This is a genomic window from Ruegeria sp. CDSC002 (assembly GCF_059610905.1).
Genome location: NZ_JBXWOM010000012.1, coordinates 119032 through 143767, shown reverse-complemented (window position 1 = coordinate 143767; position 24736 = coordinate 119032). Strand labels below are relative to the sequence as shown.

Below are 24736 nucleotides of genomic sequence, written 5' to 3'. Positions count from 1 at the left end.
TGCTGCCGCGCAAACAAACTGCCAGAACCAGAAGGCCTCACAGCCTGAGCATACCGTTGGGGCGCAAAAAATGCGCCTCAACGAAACCGGTAAATTGTCCAAGCGCCAAATTTGACCATGATGTCAACGGGCTAAAATTCCCCCCTTTAAGGTTTGAATGTCTGAATGGGGCGTGGTAGCCGGGATATCCCAGCCGTTTACAGTTTGTGAATGTTAGCTTTCCGGGGCTTTTGGCTGGGTCCCTGAAAGTGGTTTTTGATATGGTATGACTTCAAAGCTAAGACCCATCTTAAGCCTGTGCAGCCCACAACGTGTGGTGGCCGGAGCGTTTTTCCTTCCTATGCTGGCTTACGCTTTTCCGCCGTTCCAGATGTCTGATTTGCCGTTTGTCATAAGGTTCTTGTTTTGGTTCGGAGTGATGGGCATCGCTGTGACGTCGACCTGGATGGCACGAAGGCTGATCCGCGAAACCGGGACTGTTCTGAACCTGCCAGTGCGTGACCTGGCAATCGCGCTGTTTGTTTTGCTGTTGTTTATCCCGTCCCTTTGGTTGCTGGCCGTGGTTCTGTTTTCCATTGGGGGCCACTCCGCACCCGGCATCCCGCGGGTTATTGGGTATAGCGCCTTGTTTACCGCTGGCCTGGTTCTGACCAGTCGGGCGGAACCCAAAAGCGCTCCACCATCATCCCCGGCACCGCGGCTTGCGCGACGGTTGCCTGCGTCTTTTCAGGGACAGATTTATCGCCTGAGCTCGCGCAATCACTATGTGGATGTGGTCACATCATTGGGCACCTTTGCGATCCGGTTACGGCTCTCTGATGCGGTTGGGGAAATGGAGCCCTTGCGCGGGCATTGTGCGCACCGGTCCCATTGGATCGTGGATGACGCAGTCATAGGCACTGAGAAGGTGGCCGACAGAATCTATTTGAAGCTGGTGAACGGTGACTTGATACCTGTTAGCCGTAAGTATAAGCCGATGCTTGAGGACGACGGGTTGATATGATCTCAGCGTGGCATTGGGATGATTTGTGGATGAGGGCCGGTCAGGATGGCCATTGCCCGGTCGCTCATCAAGTCACTTAGAACTTTCTCGGAACTTCGCAGCCCGCCTGTATAGGTGCCATAGGCCGGTAGGATAAGCCTTGAATTATCCAGCAAAAAAACCGGGCGTGTGATCGTCCGACCGCGTGCCCTGATGCGGGTCTTGGGATGGTAGTGACCCGAGACTTCACCTTGCGCACCATGTTGGGCGATATGTCGGAAAACCAGCGGACCTACAGCGTATTCCACCAGATGTATTCCGCCCAGATCTAATGGACCTGGGTCGTGGTTTCCTTCGATCCAAATCCATTGCCGGCCTGCTTGCAGGGCCGTCAACGAAAGCTTCTCGGCGGTGCCCAACGCCGCCAAAGCATCCAAATCGTCAAAGCTGTCGCCCAGGCAAATGACAATTTGCGCGCCGGTTCTGTCGATGTCGGCTGCCAGCCGGGTCAGAGTGTCCTGACTGTCATAGGGCGGCAAAGAGGGACCACCGCGCCGCGCCATACGTTCGGATTTGCCAAGATGCAGATCGCTGACGCATAACAGTTTCCGGTTTGGCCACCACAACGCACCAGATCCCAATGCGCGCAGGTCTTGTTCAGCAAAGGAAAACGCCAGCTCGTTCATGGTACGTTCTTCACCTGTTTTGATCCTTGGCGCAAGCTGAATTACTTCGCGTCTAGTCCCGCAGCCTGTAGCAACCGGGCGCTTTCCTCGGCCAACAGGCGTTCTTCGGCGGCACCTTTGACCGGTACTTTACCAACCTCCAGAAACAACGGTGCAGCAAGCGGAGAGACCCGGTTCAGTCGAACCAGATCGATACGGTCGCCAATTCGTTCAATCATCGCTTCGATGCGTCCAAAATCCACCAGACCGCGCATCGCTTCCTCGCGGGTGATCTGCATCAGAAGGTGGTTGGGGTCATATTTCAGCAGCGTGTCGTATAGGATGTCCGAGGAAAACGTAGCCTGACGCCCGCTTTTGCGTTGCCCGCCTGTATTGCGCTCGATCAGGCCTGCTATTGTGGCCGAAGCGCGAAAGGTGCGTTTCATGACAGCGTTGCCCGCCAGCCATGTCTCAAGCCCGTCACGCAGTTTGTCCAATTGGAGCAATGGGCTTGGGTCGGTCACAGCATCCAAGCCCCAAATCAGCGTCGCATAGTCGGTGGCAACAAAACCAAGCGGCGCCAGCCCGGTTTCCTCCATGCGTTTGGTCAATAAAAGCCCAAGGGTCTGTTGCGCATTGCGCCCGGCAAAGCCGTAAACACATAAATGTTCGCGGCCATCATTGGGAAAGCTCTCGATCAACAATCGGTCGCGTTGCGGCAATCGGGACATATCCCGCTGCAACGCTAACCATTCGGTCGTGTGAGCAGGTAGTTGTGGCCACTCCGGCTGAGCGAACATGCGCAGGATACGGTCGCTGAGTTGGGTCGAGGTCGCGAACTTGGTGCCCGAAAACGTAGCGATCTTGGGCTTCTTGTCCGCCCGGCGGCTGACCTCGACCACCATTTCTCGCAGCCCCTCGTACCGTACGATCTGTCCGCCGATCAGAAACGTGTCTCCGGGCGTCAGAGAGGCTGCAAATGCCTCCTCGACCTCACCCAGCGGTTTGCCCCCGCGATTGCGCTTTAAGCGGACTTTCAGCGTGTCTGTGTCCTGTATCGTGCCCAGGTTCATACGAATACGCTGTGTTGCCCGTGGGTCTCTTAGCTGCCATTTCCCGTCTGGCCGCTGCAACAGCCGCTGCCAGCGATCATAGGCGCGCAGCGCGTAGCCGCCGGTTGCACAGAAATCCAAACAGGCGTCGAACTCAGCGCGGCTGAGATCGGAATATGGCCCTGCTGCCGTCATTTCGGTGAACAGGGCATCTGCATCGAACGGGCCTGCCGCAGCGGCGATGAGCATATGCTGGCACAAGACGTCCCTTGGGCCCGGTCCGCGCGGTTCGCCATCCAGATCATGGGCCTTTGCCGCCTCCAACGCGGCGACGCACTCGACCACTTCAAACCGGTTCGCTGGCACTAATAGGGCTTTGGACGGGGCGTTGTAACGATGGTTGGCACGACCAATGCGCTGAACCAGACGTTTTACGTTCTTGGGCGCGCCAATCTGGATCACCAGATCCACATCGCCCCAGTCGATGCCCAGATCCAGACTGCCGGTGCAAACAATGGCGCGTAGGTCACCGCGGACCATTGCAGCCTCGACCCGTTCGCGCTGTTGCCGATCCAGGCTGCCGTGGTGAATGCCAATGGGCAGCCCGTCATCATTGGCAAGCCAAATGTTGTGAAAGAATATTTCGGCCTGCGCGCGGGTGTTGTGAAAGATAAGCGTGGTTTTGTGTTGTTTGATCTGATCCAGCACCGCAGGGATCGAATAGGCCGCCCCTCCACCGGACCAGGGCGGCATCTCTTGCGTCTCAAGCATTTGGATATTGGGGTCGGGGCCGGGATCAGCCTGAATGATCTTGCAAGGATCGGGGTGGCGGGCCAAAAACTGCGCGATGGCATCGGGGTCTTCGACTGTGGCCGACAGGCCGACGCGTCGCAGGTCAGGGCACAAGCTCTGCAAACGGGCCAGCGCCAACATCAACTGATCGCCTCGTTTGCTTTCGGCCAAGGCGTGGATTTCGTCCACGATCACGCGTTGGACGCCTGCAAACATCCGCGGGGCGTCTTCGTACGACGTCAGTAAGGCCAGGCTTTCAGGCGTGGTCAGCAGGATGTGCGGAGGGTCCACGCGCTGACGTTTCTTTTGCGTGGCCGAGGTATCGCCTGTTCGGTCTTCGATGCGGATGGGCAGGCCAATATCGTCCGCCGGGCCGCGCAGGTTGCGGCGGATATCGGCGGCCAAAGCCTTGAGTGGGGAAACATAGAGCGTGTGCAGGCCGGGGCGATCATTTTCCGCCAGTTCGGCCAGTGTCGGCAGGAAACCGGCCATCGTTTTGCCACCGCCGGTCGGCGCAATGAGCAAAGTTGCCGGGTCCGCAGCCCGGTCAAACATCTCTTGCTGATGTGGATGGATGGACCAGCCTTTGGCGTCAAACCAATCCGTGATCCGGGGGGGAATCTGCGTCATGAACGCAGACTACCCGGCCTGTCCCGGAAATGGCACGGCGTTAATTTACGATTACCTCGTCTTTGACGAACATGTTGGCCCAGGCCCTGTCGATCAGGTCGGGGCTCATCTGATAGGGGATGCCCTCAAATTCGCAGATCGAGATCATCTGGTCGATCAGGAAGATCGGCTGATAGTTGGCATAGACGTTGTTGATGGTCGGGTATTTGACCTTCAGCAAATGCACCAGAGCGGATTCATCCAGCGGCATGCCGCGTTTCCGCGCCACCATTGCAAAGATTTTTAGGAAGTCTTCTTGAACGGGACCACCGATCTTGATCTTGAAGAAGATCCGGCGCAGGGCCGCTTGGTCGAATATCTCATTTGGGTGGAAGTTGGTCGAGAAGATAACCAGTGTGTCAAAAGGCACTTCGAACTTTTCGCCAGACTGCAGACCAAGAATGTCCTTGTTCTCTTCCAAAGGAACAATCCAGCGGTTGATCAACGCCTGTGGCGGTTCCTGCTGACGACCAAGGTCGTCCACGATGAAGATGCCACCGGTTGATTTCAGCTGCAGTGGCGCCTGATAGGTACGTGCAGTCGGGTTGTAGACCAGATCCAGCATTGAAAGCGAAAGTTCACCACCCGTTACCACGGTCGGGCGTTCGCACTGAACATAGCGTGTGTCGAACCGCTTGCGACGGCGCAGGCTGTTGGGGTCATCCGCCTCTTGTTCGATCGCAGTGTGGACGATCGGATCATAGACCGTGATGACCTGACCTGCATACTCGATGGCACGGGGAACATAGACGTTGTCCCCCAGCGCGTCGCGAATACCGTTCGAGATTGAGGATTTACCGTTACCCGGAGGGCCATACATCAGAATTGACCGGCCGGCGCTGACTGCGGGGCCCAGATGGTCCAGTAGGCTGTCGGGCAGAACAAGATGTCCCATCGCACCAGTTAGCTGATCGCGGGTCACCTGAATATTTCGGATTGACTGACGCTTGACCTGTTCCCGGTATACGTCCAGCGGAACCGGCATAGCGCCGAAGTATTCAGATTGGCTCAGCGCGTCCAGTGCACGGGCTTTGCCGGCATCGGTAAGCTGATAGCCCATCTCGTTGCCACTGTTGGCGTTCAGTGTGCCCGTCGCTTCGAGCAGTTTCTGTTCGCGTGCAATGTCTACAAGTTCTTGCGTGACCGCACCTGGCAAACAGATCGCTTCCGCGATTTCCGTGACCGTATCCACGTTCTTTCGGAATATCGTCTTAAGCAGAATGTCCCGCATCATCACGATGGGCAGTTTCATTTCGGCCATACCCTTGGGGGCAGGGGGGGCCATAACCGAGGTCGTCTGCATATTCATGAGCGTTGCCCGTCTATCCACTAATCACGCCAAAAGCCCCATAAGGGCTGCTTGGTTAAAATCTTAACCTGCTTTGTGTCAGCACAAAGGCATTGAAAAGGCGGACTGATGATAGTTTATGAGCCGGAAACAGTTCCGAAAATCAAATAGATCGCCAAACTGGCCCCTAACGGAAAACCCATCGGAAATTTCTTGCCCCGATCCCAGCTCTCCCAGTCCGGGGCGATTGCCCGAAGGCGTGTGTGCTTGGCCAGCCTGTGCGTCACATATGCACCAAGCATGGCGCAAGTGGCGATCAGCGTCATAAGCAGATAGTCACCGGCCCAGACAAAGGCTGAGGCGGCAGCCAGAAACTTGGCATCACCTGCCCCCATGACGCCGGCCGCGTTCAACAGGATGCCAAAAAACAAAACGACAACGATGTGCAGCAATTGCCACAGATAGGGCGGAAGTGTCAGGGCAATCGGACCCACGCTGCCGGTCGTCCACTCGGTTGCCCAGGGTGGCAGTGCAATCAACCCGACAACAGCAAAAATCGCGGCCAAAGCGATCACGGCATGATTTTTGATCAGCATGCTACGCAGATCGGTGAAGGCCACATAAAAACAGATCGGCAACACAAACGGCAAAAACCATGCGGCTGCCGTCGCAGGGATATTCATGAATTAGGCCTCTTCAAGCGCGCGAAGCGATCGAACGGCTTCCTCATAATGCTGGGGGTGGGTTGCGATGGCTTCACGGAACAGGTTTTTGGCCGTCGTGATATCGCCTTGTTTGATCGCAGAAATACCCATTGTATTCAGCAGCATGGCCCGCTCAACTTGTGTCAGAGGAACAACTGGCATGTTATAGTTCCCCTGTGCAGCCCTGGCCAACACGAGGTTGTTCTTGGCGGTGAACAGCGATTTGTCCTGACGGATTGCTTCGGAAAACAATCTCTCAGCATCGGCGTAATCACCGCGCGATAGCTTGGAGTAGCCCCAGTTGTTCATAACGCCACCTGGGCGCGTGGTCAGACCAACGGCTGTTTCGTAAAAGTGATCTGCACGTTTCCAGTCTTTACTGGAGTCTGCAACGACCGCCTCAAGACGGTAACGTTGGAATGTCTCATAGGTTGGAGGAACAGAATCCAGCGTCGACTTGGCTGTTGCCCAGTCACCAGCGCGGACCGATGCGGCGGCGTATTCGACCCGGTCGACGTTGCTCGCGCCTTTCATGGTCGTCACTTTTTTCCACGCCGAAGCGGCCTCGGTCGTGCGTTTAGCGCGCGTAAGAGAAATCGCGAGGCCCCGTTGCAGGTCGATCCGGCCGGGGTTTTTTGCGGCGGCCCCTTTGAAATAAGTTACAGCCTCGTTTGGGTCAGCCGCGGTCAGAAGAACCTCGTTCAGGTTGGTTTCGTCAATGACGTTCACCTCCTGATAGGTGCGTTCTACCTTTTCTTCTTCGGTTTCTTTCTCGCAGGCGGACAGGACCATCCCGCAGACTACCATCGTCGGAATCAAGAATTGTTGGCGCATTTTTTGCGTCCCTTACTGCTCTTGCCTATGTTACGGGAGCTTGCGCAGCTTGAATTGCCCGTTGCCTTGCTGCTCCAGTGTATATTCTTGTTTTTCCGGGGTAGTATTAACAGGATTTTCCATTTTTGCGAGTGCTAAGCGCAGATTGTCCAAAATTGCGTCACTTTCGCCATTGTCCAAAGCAAAGGCGCGCCGGAACATCTGTTCTGCCTCGGGGTATTCGGCCTTTTCCATCAGCACAACACCAAGATTGTTCCACACGATAGGCCAGTCAGGCTCATCCTCAACTGCGCGGCGCAGCAGTTCCTCTGCCTGCCCTAAACGCCTGAGACCCAGGTTCGCAGTTCCCATTGAGGTCAGGAGTTCCGTTGTCATCCCCTGATCCAGCGCGGCACGGGAAAAGGATGTCAGCGCCAGTTCATATTCGCCCGATGCCATCAGCCGGTTTCCGACCGTAATCGGATCAACAGATTCTGCCTTAGGGTCGATACCAGGAGCATCCAGGTCGTTCGAAAGGCCTGTTTCTGTACAAGAGGCCACCATGGCAAGAACCAAGGTGGCCTGAAACGTGCGGCGTAGCCTTAACCGGATACACCTGAAATTTGAATTCATCGGGACGTTATCCACCGGATCCACTGTTTGCAAAGTCCGCGATGCCTTTTGCCGAAGGGCCGACCAGAATGACCAGCAACGGCGGCACCGTCAGCATCATTGTGGCAAGTGTCATTTTGGTTGGCAACTTGTTCGCGGCCTCTTCGGCGCGCATTACCCGCTTGTCACGCATTTCACCGGCATAAACCCGCAGGGCTTCGGCGATTGATGTACCAAATGTGGCCGACTGGATCATAACAGTCACAAACGAGCTGACGTCCTGAACGCCGCAACGAGTGCCAAAGTCTCTAAGAACGCTGTCCCTTTCCTTACCCGCCTTCAATTCGTGCGCGACGACTTCGAATTCCGAGGCAATATCCGGGTAAGAGACTTTCATTTCAGCCGCGACCCGAACAATCGCCTGATCCAGCGACTGACCGGCTTCGACGCAAACCAGCATAAGATCCAGAGTGTCGGGGAAACCTGCAACGATGGCTTCCTGTCGTTCGGCAACGCGCCGTGTGATCCAATAGCGCGGTAGGAAGTAGAACGCACATGCCGGGATCAAGACGCGCATGGCCATCTGGGCTGGTGTGAATTCCTGATCACCGGCAAAAACCGTGACCAACAGCACACCAATCGAAATGCCGACCAAACCAAGTGCAAATTGAGCAAAATGGAAAAAGCGGACCGAGTCCTTGGACTGATACCCCGCCTGGCGCAACTTGAGCTCCATCGCGGACAGTTCTTCCTTGTTCTGTGGTTCCAGGAAGTTCGCGAATTTCTGAAGCTGCTCGTTGCGGCTGGATTGTCGCAATTTGTCCTTGTTGCCCTTTTTGCTTTCCTTGGAGGGCGCATTAGAGCGCTGAAGTTTCTTGAGAGGGTCCTCAGGCTGGTTCAGCATCAGTGGCAAGGTCACAAGGATCATGAACAAGCCCAAAACCCCAACTACGATAAGTGGCCCGAACGGCCCCAAATTCTCGGTCAGGACTTCATTGATTTGGGTCAGAAATTCCATACTCAAGCCCTCAGACTTTGATATTCGTAAGAATGCGCATGACGATCAGGTTCAGTGTCAGCATGATGCCCACAAAGAAACACATCGGAATGAACCATGGGTGGTCCACAACTTCGTCATAGTAGCCCGGATCTTTTACCAAAATGAACAACAGGCAGAATAGGGGGAAGCCAGACAGGAACTTGCCGGACCATTTGGCCTCTGCCGTAATCGCATTGACACGGCGGAACAAGCGGAATCGCGCTCGGATAACCTGGGCCAGACCCGCCAAAATCTCGGCCAGGTTACCACCCGCCTGTTGCTGAATTCCTACCGCGACGGACAAAAAGCGCAGATCCTGCATCCCCAGCCGTTCGGCCATGTCTTTCAGGGCTTCACCGACGTCACGGCCATAGGCGCATTCATCTGCGATGACGCCAAATTCCGTCCCAAGCGGGTCCTGCACTTCATTGGCAACAATTTGAATCGTCGAAACAAATGGGTTCCCGACGCGAAGAGACCGAACCATCAGTTCAACTGCGTCGGGCAGTTGCTCTTCCATCAATCCCATACGTTTCTTGGCTTTGTTGTTTACCCAAGCATACACACCACCCACGCCGATCGCGATCGACAGCGCAATCCGCAACACGACCTCGGTTCCTGTGCCGATGCTCAAGCCCACATAGGCAAATCCAGAAACCAGCATCATGATCATGATCAATTGGCGAGGTGAAAAGGCGATAGCAGCTTTTTGTGCCTTGTCGGCCAAAAGCGAATAGAGCGGGATGCTCTGGGATTTCATATGCTGCTGCATTTCCTTGCGCAGCTGTTCCAGAACCTGTTCGCGTCCGACGCCTTTTTCAAGCATATCCAGACGCCGGTTCACACGGCTGTTCAGGCTGATGGACTTGCCAAATGCCACAAGATAGATGCCCTCGACCAGGAGAAGAACTCCGACGAAGATCACAACATAGATAAGAGCCTCTACGGGCAGTTGCATTTCCGGATCTCCTTAGACGGTCGTAGGTTCGTAGATGGATGACGGTAGATCAAAGCCCCACAGACGGAAGCGTTCGGAATAGTGGCTGCGCACACCGGTTGCGGTGAAATGGCCAATTATCTTGTTGTCCGGCGTAAGACCAACGCGTTGAAACTTGAAAATTTCCTGCATCGAAATCACGTCGCCTTCCATCCCCGTAATCTCAGTGATCGAGGTCATCCGACGTGAGCCGTCCTGCAGGCGGCTGGCCTGTACAATCAGGTTCACAGCGGATGAGACTTGGCTGCGTACCGCTTTGATAGGCATCTCGATCCCGGCCATCGCAATCATGTTCTCGAGACGCGAAATCCCGTCACGCGCCGAGTTGGCGTGGATCGTGGTCATCGAACCGTCGTGGCCAGTGTTCATGGCTTGCAGCATGTCGATCACCTCGGCGCCACGCGTCTCGCCCACGATGATGCGGTCAGGACGCATACGAAGAGCGTTTTTTAGACAGTCGCGCGGACTGACTTCGCCTTTGCCTTCGACGTTAGGAGGGCGGCTTTCCATCCGTCCCACATGGGTCTGCTGCAGCTGAAGTTCCGCCGTATCCTCAATGGTCAGGATGCGTTCGGCGTCATCAATAAAGCTGGACAAGGCATTCAGCGTCGTCGTTTTACCCGAGCCTGTACCGCCCGAGACGATGATATTCAGACGCGTTGAAACAGCTGCCTGCAAATAGGCGGCCATTTCTTCGGTAAATGCGCCGAAATTGACCAGATCGTCGATGGCCAGCTTGTCTTTTTTGAACTTACGAATGGAAACCAGCGACCCGTCAACGGCGATAGGTGGCACCATTGCGTTGAAACGCGACCCGTCAGCCAGGCGAGCGTCAACATAGGGGTTGGATTCATCGACCCGGCGACCCACGGCGGATACGATCTTGTCGATGATCCGCATCAGGTGCTTTTCGTCCTTGAACGTGACGTCGCTGATTTCAAGCTTGCCGAACCGTTCGACAAAAATCTGCTGAGGACCGTTTACCAGGATATCGTTGACACTGTCGTCTTGAAGCAGCGTCTCAAGGGGGCCCAAACCAGTGACTTCGTCATACAGTTCTTTGTTTAGCTGTGACCGGTCTTCGCGGTTCAGAACAATATCGCGGGATTCGAGGATTTCGCTCGAGATCGCGCTGATTTCCGCTCGAAGTTCAGATTCTCCGGCCTTTTCAAGTGCCGCAAGATTCAGGTTTTCCAGCAGTTCCCGGTGCATCTCGATCTTAATCTCACCCAAGCGCTCTTTGCGCTTGCGATCCCGGTCCGATCCGACCGGTTCAGCAGCCTTCTTTTGAATTGGGCGGCGGGCGACGGCGTTGTCAGTGGATGCTTTTTTCGGAGCAGGCGTTTGCGCCGCAGCCTCAGGCGCTGGAGCAGCCTCGACCGGCTGCGCTGCTGGCTGCTTCTTGTATCTTGAAAACACGGCGACTACCCCTCTGAAATACGGTTACGCGGCCTCGGCGCTGCTGCTGCCCAAGCTGTGAAGCGATTTTGCAAGTTTTGCGATTTCCCGACGCAGCGGGTTTTTGGCGGCGGATTTGGCCAGCGGCAATCCGTGATCACCGCTTTGCATGACGGGTTTGCCACCATCTGGCAATTGCAGGTCAATTGAAATGCCCAGGCTTTCGCCCATTCGCTTGACCCGGCCTTTGCCATTCAAGTCAGTGAATTTCGGGGCTCGGTTCAGAGCGAACCGGAGCTTGTTGAACGGCAGTTCCTCGGCCTGAAGGGCGCGTTTCAACCGCAGCGCGTTCTGAGCGGATCGCATATCCAGCTCGATCATGGCAAAGTACACATGTGCAGCCTGAAGAACCGTTTCCGACCAATGAACAAGGGTTGTCGGCATATCGACAACCACGTAGTCGAATTTCCTGCGGGCTATTTCGATGACGCGCTCGATGTCTTCGGGTGTGATCAGGTCCAACGGAACCATATCGGACGGTGCAGTCAGGACCTCAAGCTTTTCCTCATAGGTTTGTAGGGCCTGCGAGAAGACATCGTCGTCCATCGAGTTTGTGTCCGACAGCATCTCAAATATGGTTTCGCGTCGGGGAAGGTCCAGATAGGTCGACACGCTGCCATATTGCAGATCCAGGTCGATGACGCACACAGAAGGCGCCTCTTTGTCTGACGCAGTTGCCAGCTCCCAGGCGAGATTGACCGCCATAGTCGTTGATCCCACACCGCCTGCCAGCCCATGGACCACAAACAGCGCGCCTTCTTTCGAATCACCCTGAGTGACCTGAGCTGCCACTGCAGTCGTTGCCACCGGTTCAGGTTTGTTCATGCGCTCAATGGCTTCCTGCAACTCTCCTTCGGGAAGAGGGTAGGGGACAAACTCGTCCGCGCCCTTGCGAAGCAGTTGGTGCAGAGACGCAGGTGTTACGTCTTCGGCGATCAGAACGATCTTGATCTTTTTCTCTTTGGCCTGCGAGATGATTTCGCCCATCAGGGAAAGGTTGTCTTCATCTTCTCCGTCAATAGCAAGCGCAACGAATTCAAGGCTTTCCGCCTCTGGTTGGCTGAAAAAAGCCAGGGCTTCGGCAAACCCAAGGTCGCCCCAACGTTCGCCCAAAATGGTTTCCATGTCCTCGATCAGAAGATCAAAATTTTGGACGTCACGGCTGATCGTGCAGGCCAGAATGGCAGTTCCGTCATCATGCGTTTTGGCGCTTGTCATTCACACAATCCTCGTCGTCTGGACCTGCTCACTGCCCGAACATGTTTGGTTCGGTTCAGTTCGCTGTTGCCCGGTCGCGGCCAATTCGGGCCGCACTTCACCTAATTGTTGAAAAGATGGCTTGGAACTTAGGCAAGATTTTGGCGCAAAAGAACCAATTGTAGGGAAATGGGCGACGATGCCGCCCATTTCTTATGGATTATTCATCGTCGCTGCCGCCAGCGTCTTCACGCTGGATGTAACTTTCTCTTGTCGCGCTGTCGACGTATTCGCGGTACACGATCTCGGCGTATTTGCCATCCAGCACCAGCGGGTTGCGATCCAAGAAGCCGGACACTTCGGTCACAGTACGCCGATTTCGGCGATCTCGGTTCGGAGTGTCGATCAGAGGTCGTGTTTTCCCAAAGGAAACAACGGCTTCCAAGCGTGATCGCGAGATTCCCTGCTGCGTCAGGAACGCGACGGCGGCGTTTGCACGACGTTGCCCAAGCGACTGGTTATAGGCGGTAGAGCCGACGGCATCGGTATGGCCGTAAACGCGGAACCGCGCTTCGGGGAACTGCTTGATCCATGCCGCTTGCCGCAACAAGACCCGTTGCGCCTGAGCGTCCAGCTGAGAACTGTTAAACGCAAAATTGATCTGCGTCGGAACTTCTGCAGCAAACCGCTGACCCAGGATTTGGGCGTATGTCAATTCACCGTTCATGACCTGAACGTTGTTTAGCGTTGCGTTGCCAAAGGCGCCTTGGTCGATTTCGTATCCGGCCTCGCGTGTACACGCGGCAACGGTGACCGACAGACCCAGTGTTATGATCCACTTCTGCATTGGTCCTATCCTCTCAATCATTCCAGGATGTAGCCGTATGAGCTGCCAAAGTCCTGTTTGGCGACTTCAGACGCAGCACCCGAACCAACGCGCGTCGTTCGCGCCGTTTTTCCGTTCAAGAACAGGTCAAACTCGCTAGGCGGTTTGACGCGGTCTGTCGGCAGGGCCAGGGCTTCACCACGGGTGGGTGATACCAGATGGGCTGTGACGATGATAACCAGTTCAGATTGCTGACGCTGGTATTCCGCGCTGCGGAACAAAGCACCCAGCACAGGAATGTCGCCGACCCATGGAATTTGGCTATTCAGGTCCGCGAAGTTGTCCTGAACCAACCCTGCAATTGCAAAGCTCTCGCCGTCTCGCAATTCAACTGTCGTCTTCGTCTGACGCGCAATGAATGTTGGCACGTTGTTGCCTGCAATTGAAAAGTTGGAGTTAGGGTCAATAGTTGACACCGATGTTCCCAGCTCGAGGTTTATCAGATCACCGTCCACCACGCGGGGCGTAAAGAGGACCTGCACACCAAAATTCCGGTATTCAATTGCGATTTGGCCGTCATCGGCTGGAACCGGAATCGGGACTTGGCCGCCAGCCAGGAATTCAGCTTCCTGACCAGACAGAGCTGACAGGTTGGGCTCTGCAAGAGTACGGGCAAGCCCTTTGGATTCGAGCGCCTCTAACAGCAAGCGTACCTGTGTCGAACCGGCACCAAAGCCAAACAAGATGGCACCTGTATTTGTCTGCTGGAAGGGAATGTTGTTGTTCAACGCGTTGGCCAACGCACCAGCGGTGTTCAACGTGTTGAATCCGCCCGTTGTGTCACCACCGCCAAAACCAAGCGATGCGGTCAAACTTTTGGCAACCGACCGATTCATTTCGGCAAAGCGAACTTTCAGCATGACCTGTTGAACACCGCCAACAGACATTAGGTTCGAAACCCGCTCGGGCGCGTAACGTTCTGCAAGTTCCAGGGCACGGGCCAATTTAGCCGAGCTGGAGATCGTGCCAGAAAGAACGATGCCGTCGTTGGCAGTACGCACTTCGATTGGCTCGTTCGGCAGAATCTGTCTCAATCTCTCTTTGAATTCAGACACATCCGGCGAAACACGGACCCGAACGTTGGCCAGCAGGTTGCCAGCCCCATCGAACAAAGTCAGCGTGGTCAGGCCAGGTGCCTTACCCAAAACATAGATAGTACGATCAGAAAGCGACGAAATGTCAGCGATGCCTGCGTTGGCGATGCTGAGTTCCGCAAATGGTGTTTCGCTTTCAACGACAATTGCGCGGTTCATCGGAACGTCCAGCGTTTCCGCCGTACCGTTCTTAACCACGCGAAGTGTTTCAGCTTGGACAGCAGTGCTGGCCGAACTGATAACTAACGCCAACCCCAGAAGGGTTGCGTTGAACCAAGATATTATTTTCATGTGACCTGCCTCTCCGATCACGCCTCGTTTTAGGTCTAATGCCTTATGTGCGATAACACTGCGCGAATTACGATTTTATTGCAATAATCAATGGTTTCTGGAATTTTCCTTATGTGGGTAATGCGCAACATTCGAAACGAAACAAGCCGCGCTGATGGCGCGGCTTGTGGCTTTAACGTTTTGATTTCGCGCTAGTTTGTGCAGGGAATGGGTGTTTGGACGATTTCCGCGCCACGACGAATGTTGGTGAAGCACTTTCGTTCCTCAACCTGAACAGGCGCTGGTGCGGCCGCTTCGATTCCCAACAGTTTTCTTTGGTCCACTTCAATCGCAGTCGCAATGGTCTCATCCTGGGTGCCGACCAATGCCAGTGACAAGCGTCCGGTGTTCTGAGCTTGGGCGAGTGCGGCGACCTGTTCTGGGGTTATTGCAACAGTGACCGTCCTGGCGATTGTTGTGCCGGTCACGTCCGATCCCGCGGATTGATCAATTGCAATCAATTCAATGTTGGTCTGGATAAGACGTGTGATCTCTCCCTCGCCGCCAGTACCTCTTAGGGATCCGGTCCAGTAAACGTCGACGTTATCGCCCGGGCGCAAAAAGCCAGACACACCAGATGCTACATCTACGCTGATGGCAAAAGCTCGCATGCCTTTCTCAAGGCGTGAGGTAAGGCCAGCCGATTCGCCGGGCTGGGTTACTTTGACTTCTAAAAGTGCCTCGTCTTTTTCTATCGTGCGAAGGATAAAGCGATCGCCCTTACCATCTTGCGGAAACAACGCGGTCATGTCCGAGAAAGTTCCTTCGGGAATCGCGTCCTCTGGCCACTGCACGACGCGCACATCGTCTTCTGCCAGACGCTCACCGTATTTCATCGCCCGATTCAAAACCATGACGTCCACTGTAGGAATTGTCTTAACGTTCGCCAGAGCGTTTTGTGTAGCCAATCTCTCGCGCTCTAGTTCCGCCTGGGTTTGACTGATGTAATCCTTTGCCAGGTACACAGCACCACCGGCCAGAGCGACCCCAATAATCAGAACAAGTCCAAATACCGCACGCATTCGCGTCCCCTCACACTTCTTTTTTGGTTTGGTGTCGATCAGAATACGACATCATTTGCCCCCTGTGTAAACGTGAATTGTGTCGAAAAGGGGGACAATGTTGGGTAAATTGGCAAACCTTGTTCTAGGAAACTAGGAAATAGTGCCGTTAAGAGCCGGAGCCGGAAAATTCCACTGAGATTTCCAATGAATCAACTTGGGTTGCCACTCCGTTCATTGATCTGCCGTTGGCTTCATCAATTGCCTTCAGAGGGGTGAAAAAGTAAATGCCCACGAAAGCAGCTAGCCCAACCACTGCTGCGGTTAGAACGACCCAATCAACTGTGACCGCCCCATCTTCGTTTTTCAGGAATTTTTCGAGTCTGTTCAACATCAGAGCACCAGAGACGGAAGTTTAGAAAAAAATAGGGGCCAAGCTAGTTCAAGCATGGCCCCACCCCAGATAGTCTGTACCTGGATTAGTTGTCGGTTGGGTTGACGTCAGGCGTCTGAACTGCAGTCGAAACGCTTGTCAACGATGTGCCAACGCTGTCCGACACGGCTTTGGTGCCGTTACCGATCTGAGTGTATGCAACTGCGGCCAGGCCAACAACGGCTGCGGTCAGAACGACCCAGTCTACTGTTACGGCGCCGTCTTCGTCTTTGCGGAAGTTCTTGATGAACTTGATCATGTTACGTCCCTCCTAAAGGATCTAAAAAAGTCAATTAAACCTAGGCGTCTATCAGAGCTTCCTCTCTCAGTCCGCTCCCGATCGTCTCGGTATGGCACTATGATTGACCGCTGTGCATGGCAGGAATTGGGCCAAACCCTATTTTTTTTTGGTGAAGTTTAACTTTTTGGTAGTTTTTTTGGTAACTACTTAAAAATAAACAATAAAAAAACAAACCTAACAGAGGTTGTCTGGTCGCCCCGATGCAAATTTGCGGCAAATGAGGCGAAATTGCCCCATTTCGCATTGTTTTTCTGGCCTTGCGGGCAGATTCGAGGTTCAACTCAACCAAAAGAAAAACATGAGGCAGGCAAATGAATCTCCGGCTCGCAATGACTTGCGCCGGTTTGGCGGCGTTGATGCTGTCTGGCCCAGTGCCAGTCGTGGCGAACGAGGTTGAGCCAAGAGGCGTTTACAAACGGGTCAAGGCCCCAAAGCCTGGCACGCGGCCACGCGTCACGGTCCAGATTACGCCCGATGAGCATGCGAAGACCCCGTCTGCCCCTAGTACAGGCGTAGAATTAGTCGAACCTGAAATCATCGCGCGCACGCGTGTCGTACCGCCAACTCTTCCCGGTGCGGGCAAAAAACCGGTTGGTTCGTACAAGGCTTTCTGGGAAAGGGTGTCGCCATCATTGACCGAGGCCGGGTCCGGACGGCTGCACGATGCCATGAATGCACTGGCTGCCATCAACGTCGCGGCACCGCGTTTACAGACCCTGCAAAATATCGCCCAACAGCGCCGCGTGGATATTCTGCGCTCGACCGTAGGAACAAATGTCTCACCGGCATTGGTTCTGGCGGTCATTTCCGTGGAATCCGCCGGGCGCACCGACGCTGTAAGCTCGGCAGGGGCACAAGGATTGATGCAGCTGATGCCTGCAACCGCCAAACGTTTTGGGGTTCAGGACAGTACGCAGCCGTCGCAAAACATCGCGGGAGGTGTGAAGTACCTGAACTGGCTGATGGAAGAATTCGGTAACGACCCGATCCTCGTCCTTGCAGGGTATAACGCTGGGGAAGGGGCCGTACGTAAGCACGAGGGCGTCCCACCTTACGCAGAGACCCGTGATTACGTACCCAAGGTTCTTGCAGCGTTTCAGGTGGCGCGGGCGTTGTGTTCGACACCGCCTCAGCTGATTACGGATGGGTGTGTATTCCAATCGCTGAACTGAAAATGGCCCACCCGAAACGGTGGGCCTTTTCATTGGTGTGAATTAGTTGACGATGTTGGCTTCGGTCGCGGCGCGGATCTCGTCTTCGGTCACGCCTTCGGCAATCTCGATGATCTTCAGGCCGCCATCAACCACGTCCAGAACGCCAAGGTTGGTGATAATGCGATTCACCACCTTCTTGCCGGTCAGGGGCAGGGTGCACTTCTTCAGCAGCTTGGACTTGCCGTGCTTGTTGGTGTGATCCATCACGACGATCACGCGACGAACACCTGCAACCAGGTCCATCGCGCCGCCCATGCCTTTAACCAGCACGCCCGGAATCATCCAGTTGGCCAGATCGCCTTCTTCATCGACCTCCATCGCGCCCAGAACGGCGGCCGCAATCTTACCGCCGCGGATCATAGCAAACGATGTGGCACTGTCGAAATAGGCGGTGCGGGACAGTTCCGTGATCGTCTGCTTGCCAGCGTTGATCAGATCCGGGTCTTCTTCGCCTTCAAAGGGGAAGGGGCCCATACCCAGCATTCCGTTCTCGGATTGGAGGGTGATGTCCTTGTCACCAACATAGTTTGCCACCAGCGTCGGAATACCGATGCCAAGGTTTACATACATGCCGTCTTCCAGCTCTTGCGCCGCACGTGCGGCCATCTGATTGCGATCCCAGGGCATTATGCTTCCTCCTTCTTACGGGTGGTGCGTTGTTCGATGCGCTTTTCGTGCTGACCCTGAATGATGCGATGCACGTAGATGCCGGGCAGGTGGATCATATCGGGGTCCAGCGAACCACGCGGCACGATTTCCTCGACCTCGGCAATGCAGATTTTGCCACAGGTCGCAGCAGGTACGTTAAAGTTGCGCGCGGTCTTGCGGAAGATCAGGTTGCCGGTGTCATCGGCCTTCCAGGCTTTGACAATGGCCAGATCGGCAAAGATGCCTTTTTCCAAGATGTAAGTCTCGCCATTGAAGTCTTTGTGCTCTTTACCATCGGCGATCACTGTGCCCACACCGGTCTTGGTATAGAACCCGGGGATGCCTGCGCCACCGGCGCGCATGCGCTCGGCCAGGGTTCCTTGCGGGTTGAATTCCAGCTCCAGCTCTCCGGCCAGATATTGGCGCATGAACTCGGCGTTTTCACCGACGTAAGAGCTGATCATCTTTTTGACCTGCTTGGTCTGCAACAGGATGCCGATGCCGAAATCGTCAACGCCGGCGTTGTTCGAGGCAAACGTCAGATCTTGAGCGCCCGAGTTCTTGATGGCCTCAAGCAGCAATTCGGGAATACCGCACAGGCCGAAACCGCCCGCCGCGATCATCATGCCGTCCGAAATCACTCCATCGAGCGCTTCGGTGGCATTGGCATAGACTTTCTTCATGGAAAACTCCCCCAATGACATGGTGATGGCGCAGGTTGTGCCGCCACGTCACGGGGAAGTCAATGAAACCAAGGGGTAGGTGGTATTTCTACCTAGCCAGTCGTCAGGTGGCCGCCTTTTTGGTCGTCTTCTTGGCAGCAGCTTTCTTTTTCGGAGCCGCTTTTTTCTTGGTGCCCTTTTTAGCTGCGCGTTCGTTGACCAGTTCGATGGCCATTTCCTGTGTCACATCTTCGGGCTTAATATCTTTTGGAATGGTCGCGTTGACCTTTTCCCATTTCACGTATGGCCCATAGCGCCCATCCAGAACCTGCATCGCGCCGCCATCTGGGTGCTCGCCTAATTCCTTCAACGCTTTTGCCGCTGCGCGACGGCCCCGCCCGGGGTTGGCGCGCTTTTCAGCCAGCAACTCGACAGCGCGGTTCATGCCGATTTCAAACACGTCGTTGGGGTCTTTGAGGTTTGCGTAGACCGGCTTGGCCTCATCCGCCAACTGATGCATCAGATAGGGACCAAACCGCCCAAAGTTCGAGCTGATCATGCCACCCTCTGGGTGTTCGCCAATCTGGCGGGGCAGGGACAACAGCGTCAGCGCCTTGTCCAGATCCATGTCATCCTTGCTCCAGCCACGCGGTAGTGAGGCGCGCGGTGGTTTTTTGTTCTCGGGCGTCGGTTCGCCGCGCTGAACATAGGGGCCAAAGCGGCCGGATTTCAGCCAGATATCATCCCCTGCATCTTCGCCCAGAAGACGTTCCTCGCCTTCAGCGCCTTCGCCGGCGATGGGGCGGGTATAGGTGCATTCAGGATAGTTTCCACACCCAACGAACCCGCCAGTGCGCGACGTCTTCAGGTGCAACTGACCCATTCCGCATTTCGGACAGACACGCGGGTCCGAGCCGTCTTCACGCGGCGGATAAAGCTGCGGCGCCAGGGCTTCGTCGAGTTTGTCCAGAACCTCGGAGATCCGCAATTCGGACGTCTCGCCGATAGCAGCCGAGAAATCGCGCCAGAACTTGCTCAGCAACTCCTTGTAGTCACGCCCACCGGCGCTGACGTCGTCCAATTGTTCTTCCAGATTGGCGGTGAACTCATACCCCACGTACTGCCGGAAGAAGTTCAGCAGGAAGATCGTAACGATCCGGCCTTTTTCTTCAGGGATCAGGCGGTTCTTGTCCTTGCGCACATATTCCCGGTCCTGAATCGTTGTGACGATCGAGGCATAGGTCGAAGGCCGTCCGATCCCCAGCTCTTCCATCCGCTTGACCAACGTAGCCTCGGTGTAGCGCGGCGGCGGTTGCGTGTGGTGCTGCAGGGCCAGAACAGATTCGTTCTCGGACAGAATGGCCTCTTTCGCGGCCTTCTCAGTGCCCTCGCTGGTCGCTTTGGTGAACTGATCGCGCAGGGATGTTTTGGCAAACCGAGCCGGATCGCCCTGCATTATTTGCGGCAGGCGCTTTTCATCATCATCGGCCACGTCGTCGCGGCCTTCTTCATAAACGCGCATGAACCCGTCGAACAGAACAACCTGACCGGTGGCGCGCAGGCCGACCTGGCCGTCATCGCTGCCAATCTCGACCGTCGTGCGCTCCAGCCGGGCCGCAGCCATTTGGCAGGCAATGGTACGTTTCCAGATCAGGTCGTACAGCTTGCGTTGATCCTCATCCGTGACCTTCAGAGCCTTGGTGTCGCGGGACATATCCGTCGGGCGAATACATTCGTGCGCTTCCTGGGCGTTCTTGGCCTTGTTTTTATAGATACGAGGGCTGTCCGGAACGTATTCTGCACCGTAACGGTCGGTGATCGTTTCGCGCGTGGCTGTCACGGCTTCGGGCGCCATGTCGATGCCGTCGGTCCGCATATATGTGATGTAGCCGGCCTCGTAGAGGCGTTGAGCAACCTGCATCGCGTGACGCGCGCCCATTCCGAACTTGCGGCTTGCTTCCTGCTGCAAGGTAGAGGTCATGAAGGGCGCACTGGGGTTGCGCGCGGCGGGCTTGGCCTCGACCGAAGTAACGCTCAGCGCGCGGCTGGTGATGGCCTGCACCGCCAGTTCGGCCTGCGTGGCGTTGGCCAGATCATGTTTGTCCAGTTTCTTACCGGCCAGCGTGACCAGACGCGCCTCATAAGTCTGGCCGCGCGGTGTTTCGAACACAGCCTTCACAGACCAATATTCGACTGGCTTGAACGCTTCGATCTCCATCTCGCGTTCGACGATCAGGCGCAGACAGACTGACTGAACGCGACCGGCAGACTTGGCGCCGGGCAGTTTGCGCCACAGAACCGGGGACAAGTTGAAACCCACCAGATAATCCAGCGCGCGGCGGGCCAGATAGGCCTCGACCAACGGCATGTCGACCTGACGCGGGTTCTGCATCGCCTCGGTCACCGCATCCTTGGTGATCGCGTTGAAGGTCACGCGGCTGACAGGCGTGTCTTTCTTGATCGAGCGGCGCTTGGTCAGGGCTTCTTGCAGGTGCCAGCTGATAGCCTCACCTTCACGATCAGGGTCAGTCGCGAGAATCAAAGCGTTGTCTTCTTTCAGCGCATCGGCGATGGCTTTGACATGTTTGCGGCTGTCGTTGCCGACCTCCCACTTCATCTCAAATTCATGCTCGGTATCGACGGATCCGTCCTTGGGCGGCAAGTCCCGGACATGGCCATATGAGGCCAGCACCGTGTAGTCAGGGCCAAGATATTTGTTGATTGTTTTGGCCTTGGCAGGGGATTCTACAACAACTACAGGCATTTAAGGGAAAACCTCGCTCGACGGAATTGGCGCCTTCTATGATCGTGCAAGATGTGGAGGGCAAGGGCGAATTGTCAATGCGTTCCTTTGAACACAGGAATTATGTGGTAATTTCAACCACGTAACCTGTGTATAAAAAGGACTTGGGCAGAAACCAGGCCTCAGCGATGAAGGTTATGCTGACAGCGACAGGAGGCCGCCGGGCTGGCGCTGGATCTGTCCCTCGAGTTCCAGATCAATCAATGCGGGTCCGATTTCTCCGGCCGTTGCGGCAATGTCGCGGATCAACTGATCTTCGGCAATCGGGGAGGGGCCCAATCGCGACAGGATTTCACGATGCAGTGCGGTACCTGCGATCACCGGTTTGGCTACAACGTCGGGCACGGCGGGCCCCTCGACCTGACTGGTAGGTGCCCGTTTCGGTAGCGCCTCAATGACGTCTTCGGCGGCTCGCACCAATATCGCGCCGTCCCGGATCAGCATGTTGCACCCGGCAGCGCGTGCATCGAAAGGGTGCCCGGGTACGGCCAGAACCTCGCGCCCCTGATCCAAGGCGTCCCGCGCAGTAATCAGACTGCCGGATTTTGCGGCAGCTTCGACGACAACAACCGCCTGCGCCAGACCTGAGATAATCCTGTTTCTGCGCGGGAAGTGCCGGGCCTGCGGTGTGACGCCCATAGGCTGTTCAGAGACACGCAACCCGGTTTGGCCAATCTTTTCCGCCAAAACAGTGTTTTCGGTGGGATAGACGACATCCACGCCGCCCGCCATCACAGCGACGGTGCCCGTTTCAAGCGCGGCCATATGGGCCGCTGTATCAATGCCGCGTGCCAGGCCGGACACAACGACATAGCCTTGCTTGCCGAGATCTGTGGCAAGCCCCCGCGCCATCCGCGCCCCCAGGGACGAACAATTCCGCGCACCGACCAGTGCAATCGACCGGCGCTGCAGCAGAGAGCTATCTCCAATCGCCCAAAGCATTGGCGGGGCGTCGGATAGATCGTTCAAGGCATCTGGATAATCGGCGGAGCCAAGGCACAAAAGGTGCGCGTTCGCGGCTTTTGCGGCCTTGAGTTCCGCCTCAATCACGCCGGGGGGGCAAACTTCGTACCCATCAATTCCGGCAGCGTGTGCCATCTCCGGCAGCGCGGCCAGCGCGTTCTGCGCCGAGCCATGTTCCCGCAGCAACCGACGAAACGTCGCCGGACCAACCTTGCGAGAGCGCAACAGACGAAGCCAGGAAAACCGATCCTCTTCCGTGGTGGGTGGGAGTGTGGGGTGATAGGAAGAATGCTGCTCTTCGGTCATCCGATGCTCCGCCTGATTGCAGAACTGGTTTACGATTGCTGGGGTTAACAGCTTGTGAATCTCTTCAAATTATCCGGATAATTTTCGGCGTTTATCACTTAGAGTTATTTAGTGCGTTGAAATGTATGAAATAAACACAACGGCCTTCAATGCGGGCGCCTGACAGGATGTTAAGGCGCCGGCGGGCTGAAAGCGCAGCGTTAACCCTGCGCTCTCGATTTCCCGCCAAGCGATTCCCGGCTATGCGGCCGATCCGCCGACTGTCAGGCCATCCATCAGAACGGTAGGCTGGCCAACGCCGACCGGTACCCACTGGCCGTCTTTGCCACAGGTTCCCATGCCCGGATCCAGCGCCATGTCGTTGCCCAACCCCCGAATGCGTTTAAGGGCGGATGGACCGTCGCCGATCAGGGTCGCGCCTTTGACGGGTGCCCCGATCTTACCGTTTTCCACGCGGTACGCCTCGGTGCACGAGAACACGAATTTGCCGTTGGTGATATCCACCTGACCGCCGCCGAAACCAACGGCCCAGATTCCGTCCCGGATGTCCGCAACCAAAGAGGCCGGATCAGCCTCACCACCCAGCATCACAGTGTTCGTCATCCGCGGCATGGGTTTGTGCGCATAGCTTTGCCGCCGCCCGTTTCCGGTGGGGGCCACGCCCATCAGGCGCGCGTTTTGGCGATCCTGCATATAGCCGGTCAGGACGCCATCTTCGATCAAAACTGTCCTTGAACTGGGTGTGCCTTCGTCATCCAAAGAGATCGAGCCGCGACGATCCGGGATTGTGCCGTCATCAACAACGGTCACGCCTTTGGATGCGATCTGCTGTCCCATCAAACCGGCAAAGGCCGAGCTTCCCTTGCGGTTAAAATCCCCCTCCAAACCGTGTCCGATTGCCTCGTGCAAGAGGATGCCTGGCCAACCGGGGCCAAGCGCGACCTCCATCACGCCGGCAGGGGCCGGGATCGCGTCGAGATTGACCAAGGCGATCCGCAACGCCTCGCGCGCTTTGTCCTGCCAATCCGACGGATCGATCAGGCCGTCTAGCCCGACGCGCCCGCCACCCCCGGCCGAGCCACTTTCGCGGCGACCGTTCTGTTCGACGATGACCGAGATATTGAGGCGGGTCATTGGCCGCACGTCTCGCATCAGTACGCCGTCCGGGCGCAAAATCTCGACTTCTTGCACGGCTGCGGCGATTGTCGCGCTAACCTGCACGACGCGGGGATCCATGTCGCGGGCATAGGCGTCGATCTCGCGCAGTGTTTCGATCTTGACCGGGAAATCAGCGGATTCAATCGGGTCTTCGTCCGTATAAAGGCGGGTATTGGTAGCGCGCGGACCATCGGCCAGCGTGCCGCCGCCGTCGCCAACAGCCAGGCGCGCGGTCTCGGCTGCCCGCTTCAGTGCCGGAATTGAGACATCGGTGGAATGCGCATACCCGGCAACTTCGCCCTGCACCGCCCGCAGGCCAAACCCTTCGGATGCGTCATAAGATGCCGTCTTCAAGCGCCCGTCGTCAAAGACCAAAGCCTCGGATTTTCGCCGCTCGACAAACAGCTCACCGTCTTCTGCCCCGGAAGTGGCGGATTGCAAAACCGCAAGCGCCTCGTCCTGCGGAATAGCGCTATCAAATGGGCGAAACGGGTCATTGGACATCTGTTGGGACCTTCCGAGTTTGATCCAGATCAAAAATAGCGTCTGTTTGACGCAAGCATTTTGCTTTATCTACCCGACGGAATATGGTTTTTAACGCGGCCAAAGACAACGGGAGAGGTGCGACTGATTCACACCTTTTCGCCAGAGAAGCAAAGATCAGACGAT

General features: G+C 56.0%; 22 protein-coding genes. 2 read left to right on the top strand and 20 right to left on the bottom strand.

The features are described 5' to 3' along the window. The first annotated feature begins 340 nt into the window (after positions 1-340). On the top strand, positions 341-1003 hold the full coding sequence (locus AC2FJE_RS19900) for a LytTR family DNA-binding domain-containing protein (RefSeq protein WP_496722658.1): 663 nt from the start codon (positions 341-343) through the stop codon (positions 1001-1003). A 2-nt stretch (positions 1004-1005) separates the two neighbouring features. Here the strand turns inward: AC2FJE_RS19900 and pdeM are convergent, their stop codons facing one another. From pdeM to AC2FJE_RS19825, 15 genes are all read right to left on the bottom strand, one after another. Next, positions 1006-1668: a ligase-associated DNA damage response endonuclease PdeM gene (pdeM, locus tag AC2FJE_RS19895; RefSeq protein WP_496761380.1), complete on the bottom strand. Its 663-nt coding sequence runs from the start codon at positions 1666-1668 to the stop codon at positions 1006-1008. 41 nt (positions 1669-1709) lie between these two features. Continuing rightward, entirely contained in the window at positions 1710-4121 is a 2412-nt protein-coding gene (locus AC2FJE_RS19890) for a ligase-associated DNA damage response DEXH box helicase (RefSeq protein WP_496761379.1), read from the bottom strand. Between the two features lie 40 nt (positions 4122-4161). Beyond that, positions 4162-5469, bottom strand: a complete 1308-nt coding sequence (locus tag AC2FJE_RS19885; RefSeq protein WP_109313459.1) for a DUF8689 domain-containing protein — start codon at positions 5467-5469, stop codon at positions 4162-4164. Between the two features lie 116 nt (positions 5470-5585). Beyond that, positions 5586-6131 carry a prepilin peptidase gene (locus AC2FJE_RS19880; RefSeq protein WP_282120047.1) on the bottom strand — a complete coding sequence of 182 codons (546 nt, stop codon included), beginning with the start codon at positions 6129-6131 and terminating at the stop codon, positions 5586-5588. A gap of 3 nt (positions 6132-6134) precedes the next feature. Next, positions 6135-6986 carry a tetratricopeptide repeat protein gene (locus AC2FJE_RS19875; RefSeq protein ID WP_282169105.1) on the bottom strand — a complete coding sequence of 284 codons (852 nt, stop codon included), beginning with the start codon at positions 6984-6986 and terminating at the stop codon, positions 6135-6137. 30 nt (positions 6987-7016) lie between these two features. Then, on the bottom strand, positions 7017-7598 hold the full coding sequence (locus AC2FJE_RS19870; protein ID WP_282169106.1) for a tetratricopeptide repeat protein: 582 nt from the start codon (positions 7596-7598) through the stop codon (positions 7017-7019). A 7-nt stretch (positions 7599-7605) separates the two neighbouring features. Then, positions 7606-8595 carry a type II secretion system F family protein gene (locus tag AC2FJE_RS19865; RefSeq protein ID WP_282169107.1) on the bottom strand — a complete coding sequence of 330 codons (990 nt, stop codon included), beginning with the start codon at positions 8593-8595 and terminating at the stop codon, positions 7606-7608. Positions 8596-8605: 10 nt separating this feature from the next. Next, positions 8606-9574, bottom strand: coding sequence for a type II secretion system F family protein (locus AC2FJE_RS19860; RefSeq protein WP_282169108.1), 969 nt, complete (start codon positions 9572-9574; stop codon positions 8606-8608). Between the two features lie 12 nt (positions 9575-9586). Further along, positions 9587-11032 carry a TadA family conjugal transfer-associated ATPase gene (locus AC2FJE_RS19855; protein WP_058272282.1) on the bottom strand — a complete coding sequence of 482 codons (1446 nt, stop codon included), beginning with the start codon at positions 11030-11032 and terminating at the stop codon, positions 9587-9589. Between the two features lie 24 nt (positions 11033-11056). Beyond that, positions 11057-12289: a CpaE/TadZ family protein gene (locus AC2FJE_RS19850; protein ID WP_496761377.1), complete on the bottom strand. Its 1233-nt coding sequence runs from the start codon at positions 12287-12289 to the stop codon at positions 11057-11059. A 199-nt stretch (positions 12290-12488) separates the two neighbouring features. After that, complete coding sequence (locus tag AC2FJE_RS19845; RefSeq protein ID WP_282120041.1) at positions 12489-13115, bottom strand: OmpA family protein; 627 nt, start codon at positions 13113-13115, stop codon at positions 12489-12491. 17 nt (positions 13116-13132) lie between these two features. Next, positions 13133-14539 (bottom strand): type II and III secretion system protein family protein, encoded by a 1407-nt coding sequence (locus tag AC2FJE_RS19840; RefSeq protein ID WP_282120040.1) that lies wholly within the window; start codon positions 14537-14539, stop codon positions 13133-13135. Between the two features lie 191 nt (positions 14540-14730). Next, a complete protein-coding gene (cpaB, locus tag AC2FJE_RS19835; RefSeq protein WP_282120039.1) occupies positions 14731-15600 on the bottom strand; it encodes a Flp pilus assembly protein CpaB in 870 nt (289 codons plus the stop codon). A gap of 148 nt (positions 15601-15748) precedes the next feature. Continuing rightward, entirely contained in the window at positions 15749-15973 is a 225-nt protein-coding gene (locus tag AC2FJE_RS19830) for a hypothetical protein (RefSeq protein WP_496761376.1), read from the bottom strand. Positions 15974-16058: 85 nt separating this feature from the next. Next, positions 16059-16271 carry a Flp family type IVb pilin gene (locus tag AC2FJE_RS19825; RefSeq protein ID WP_282120037.1) on the bottom strand — a complete coding sequence of 71 codons (213 nt, stop codon included), beginning with the start codon at positions 16269-16271 and terminating at the stop codon, positions 16059-16061. Between the two features lie 353 nt (positions 16272-16624). Between AC2FJE_RS19825 and AC2FJE_RS19820 the strand changes: the two genes are divergently transcribed. Continuing rightward, positions 16625-17485 (top strand): lytic transglycosylase domain-containing protein, encoded by an 861-nt coding sequence (locus AC2FJE_RS19820; RefSeq protein WP_432653449.1) that lies wholly within the window; start codon positions 16625-16627, stop codon positions 17483-17485. A 42-nt stretch (positions 17486-17527) separates the two neighbouring features. Here the strand turns inward: AC2FJE_RS19820 and AC2FJE_RS19815 are convergent, their stop codons facing one another. From AC2FJE_RS19815 to tldD, 5 genes are all read right to left on the bottom strand, one after another. After that, entirely contained in the window at positions 17528-18154 is a 627-nt protein-coding gene (locus AC2FJE_RS19815; protein ID WP_058276937.1) for a CoA transferase subunit B, read from the bottom strand. Further along, on the bottom strand, positions 18154-18858 hold the full coding sequence (locus AC2FJE_RS19810) for a CoA transferase subunit A (RefSeq protein ID WP_496757740.1): 705 nt from the start codon (positions 18856-18858) through the stop codon (positions 18154-18156). The genes AC2FJE_RS19815 and AC2FJE_RS19810 overlap by 1 nt, the downstream gene beginning before the upstream one ends. Positions 18859-18961: 103 nt before the next feature. Continuing rightward, on the bottom strand, positions 18962-21601 hold the full coding sequence (gene topA, locus AC2FJE_RS19805; protein WP_496761373.1) for a type I DNA topoisomerase: 2640 nt from the start codon (positions 21599-21601) through the stop codon (positions 18962-18964). Positions 21602-21775: 174 nt separating this feature from the next. Beyond that, complete coding sequence (dprA, locus tag AC2FJE_RS19800) at positions 21776-22909, bottom strand: DNA-processing protein DprA (protein WP_496757743.1); 1134 nt, start codon at positions 22907-22909, stop codon at positions 21776-21778. A gap of 240 nt (positions 22910-23149) precedes the next feature. Continuing rightward, on the bottom strand, positions 23150-24571 hold the full coding sequence (gene tldD, locus AC2FJE_RS19795) for a metalloprotease TldD (RefSeq protein ID WP_496757745.1): 1422 nt from the start codon (positions 24569-24571) through the stop codon (positions 23150-23152). Between the last annotated feature and the right edge of the window lie 165 nt (positions 24572-24736).

Excerpts from the sequence above, each read along its gene's own strand:
- AC2FJE_RS19865 (WP_282169107.1), bottom strand. The coding sequence starts at position 8,595 with ATGGAATTTCTGACCCAAATCAATGAAGTCCTGACCGAGAATTTGGGG.
- AC2FJE_RS19850 (WP_496761377.1), bottom strand. The coding sequence starts at position 12,289 with ATGACAAGCGCCAAAACGCATGATGACGGAACTGCCATTCTGGCCTGC.
- AC2FJE_RS19845 (WP_282120041.1), bottom strand. The coding sequence starts at position 13,115 with ATGCAGAAGTGGATCATAACACTGGGTCTGTCGGTCACCGTTGCCGCG.
- AC2FJE_RS19830 (WP_496761376.1), bottom strand. The coding sequence starts at position 15,973 with ATGTTGAACAGACTCGAAAAATTCCTGAAAAACGAAGATGGGGCGGTC.
- cpaB (WP_282120039.1), bottom strand. The coding sequence starts at position 15,600 with ATGCGTGCGGTATTTGGACTTGTTCTGATTATTGGGGTCGCTCTGGCC.
- tldD (WP_496757745.1), bottom strand. The coding sequence starts at position 24,571 with ATGTCCAATGACCCGTTTCGCCCATTTGATAGCGCTATTCCGCAGGAC.
- AC2FJE_RS19860 (WP_282169108.1), bottom strand. The coding sequence starts at position 9,574 with ATGCAACTGCCCGTAGAGGCTCTTATCTATGTTGTGATCTTCGTCGGA.
- AC2FJE_RS19900 (WP_496722658.1), top strand. The coding sequence starts at position 341 with ATGCTGGCTTACGCTTTTCCGCCGTTCCAGATGTCTGATTTGCCGTTT.
- AC2FJE_RS19815 (WP_058276937.1), bottom strand. The coding sequence starts at position 18,154 with ATGCCCTGGGATCGCAATCAGATGGCCGCACGTGCGGCGCAAGAGCTG.
- AC2FJE_RS19810 (WP_496757740.1), bottom strand. The coding sequence starts at position 18,858 with ATGAAGAAAGTCTATGCCAATGCCACCGAAGCGCTCGATGGAGTGATT.
- AC2FJE_RS19885 (WP_109313459.1), bottom strand. The coding sequence starts at position 5,469 with ATGAATATGCAGACGACCTCGGTTATGGCCCCCCCTGCCCCCAAGGGT.
- AC2FJE_RS19870 (WP_282169106.1), bottom strand. The coding sequence starts at position 7,598 with ATGAATTCAAATTTCAGGTGTATCCGGTTAAGGCTACGCCGCACGTTT.
- AC2FJE_RS19825 (WP_282120037.1), bottom strand. The coding sequence starts at position 16,271 with ATGATCAAGTTCATCAAGAACTTCCGCAAAGACGAAGACGGCGCCGTA.
- AC2FJE_RS19840 (WP_282120040.1), bottom strand. The coding sequence starts at position 14,539 with ATGAAAATAATATCTTGGTTCAACGCAACCCTTCTGGGGTTGGCGTTA.
- AC2FJE_RS19875 (WP_282169105.1), bottom strand. The coding sequence starts at position 6,986 with ATGCGCCAACAATTCTTGATTCCGACGATGGTAGTCTGCGGGATGGTC.
- topA (WP_496761373.1), bottom strand. The coding sequence starts at position 21,601 with ATGCCTGTAGTTGTTGTAGAATCCCCTGCCAAGGCCAAAACAATCAAC.
- AC2FJE_RS19890 (WP_496761379.1), bottom strand. The coding sequence starts at position 4,121 with ATGACGCAGATTCCCCCCCGGATCACGGATTGGTTTGACGCCAAAGGC.
- dprA (WP_496757743.1), bottom strand. The coding sequence starts at position 22,909 with ATGACCGAAGAGCAGCATTCTTCCTATCACCCCACACTCCCACCCACC.
- AC2FJE_RS19880 (WP_282120047.1), bottom strand. The coding sequence starts at position 6,131 with ATGAATATCCCTGCGACGGCAGCCGCATGGTTTTTGCCGTTTGTGTTG.
- pdeM (WP_496761380.1), bottom strand. The coding sequence starts at position 1,668 with ATGAACGAGCTGGCGTTTTCCTTTGCTGAACAAGACCTGCGCGCATTG.
- AC2FJE_RS19820 (WP_432653449.1), top strand. The coding sequence starts at position 16,625 with ATGAATCTCCGGCTCGCAATGACTTGCGCCGGTTTGGCGGCGTTGATG.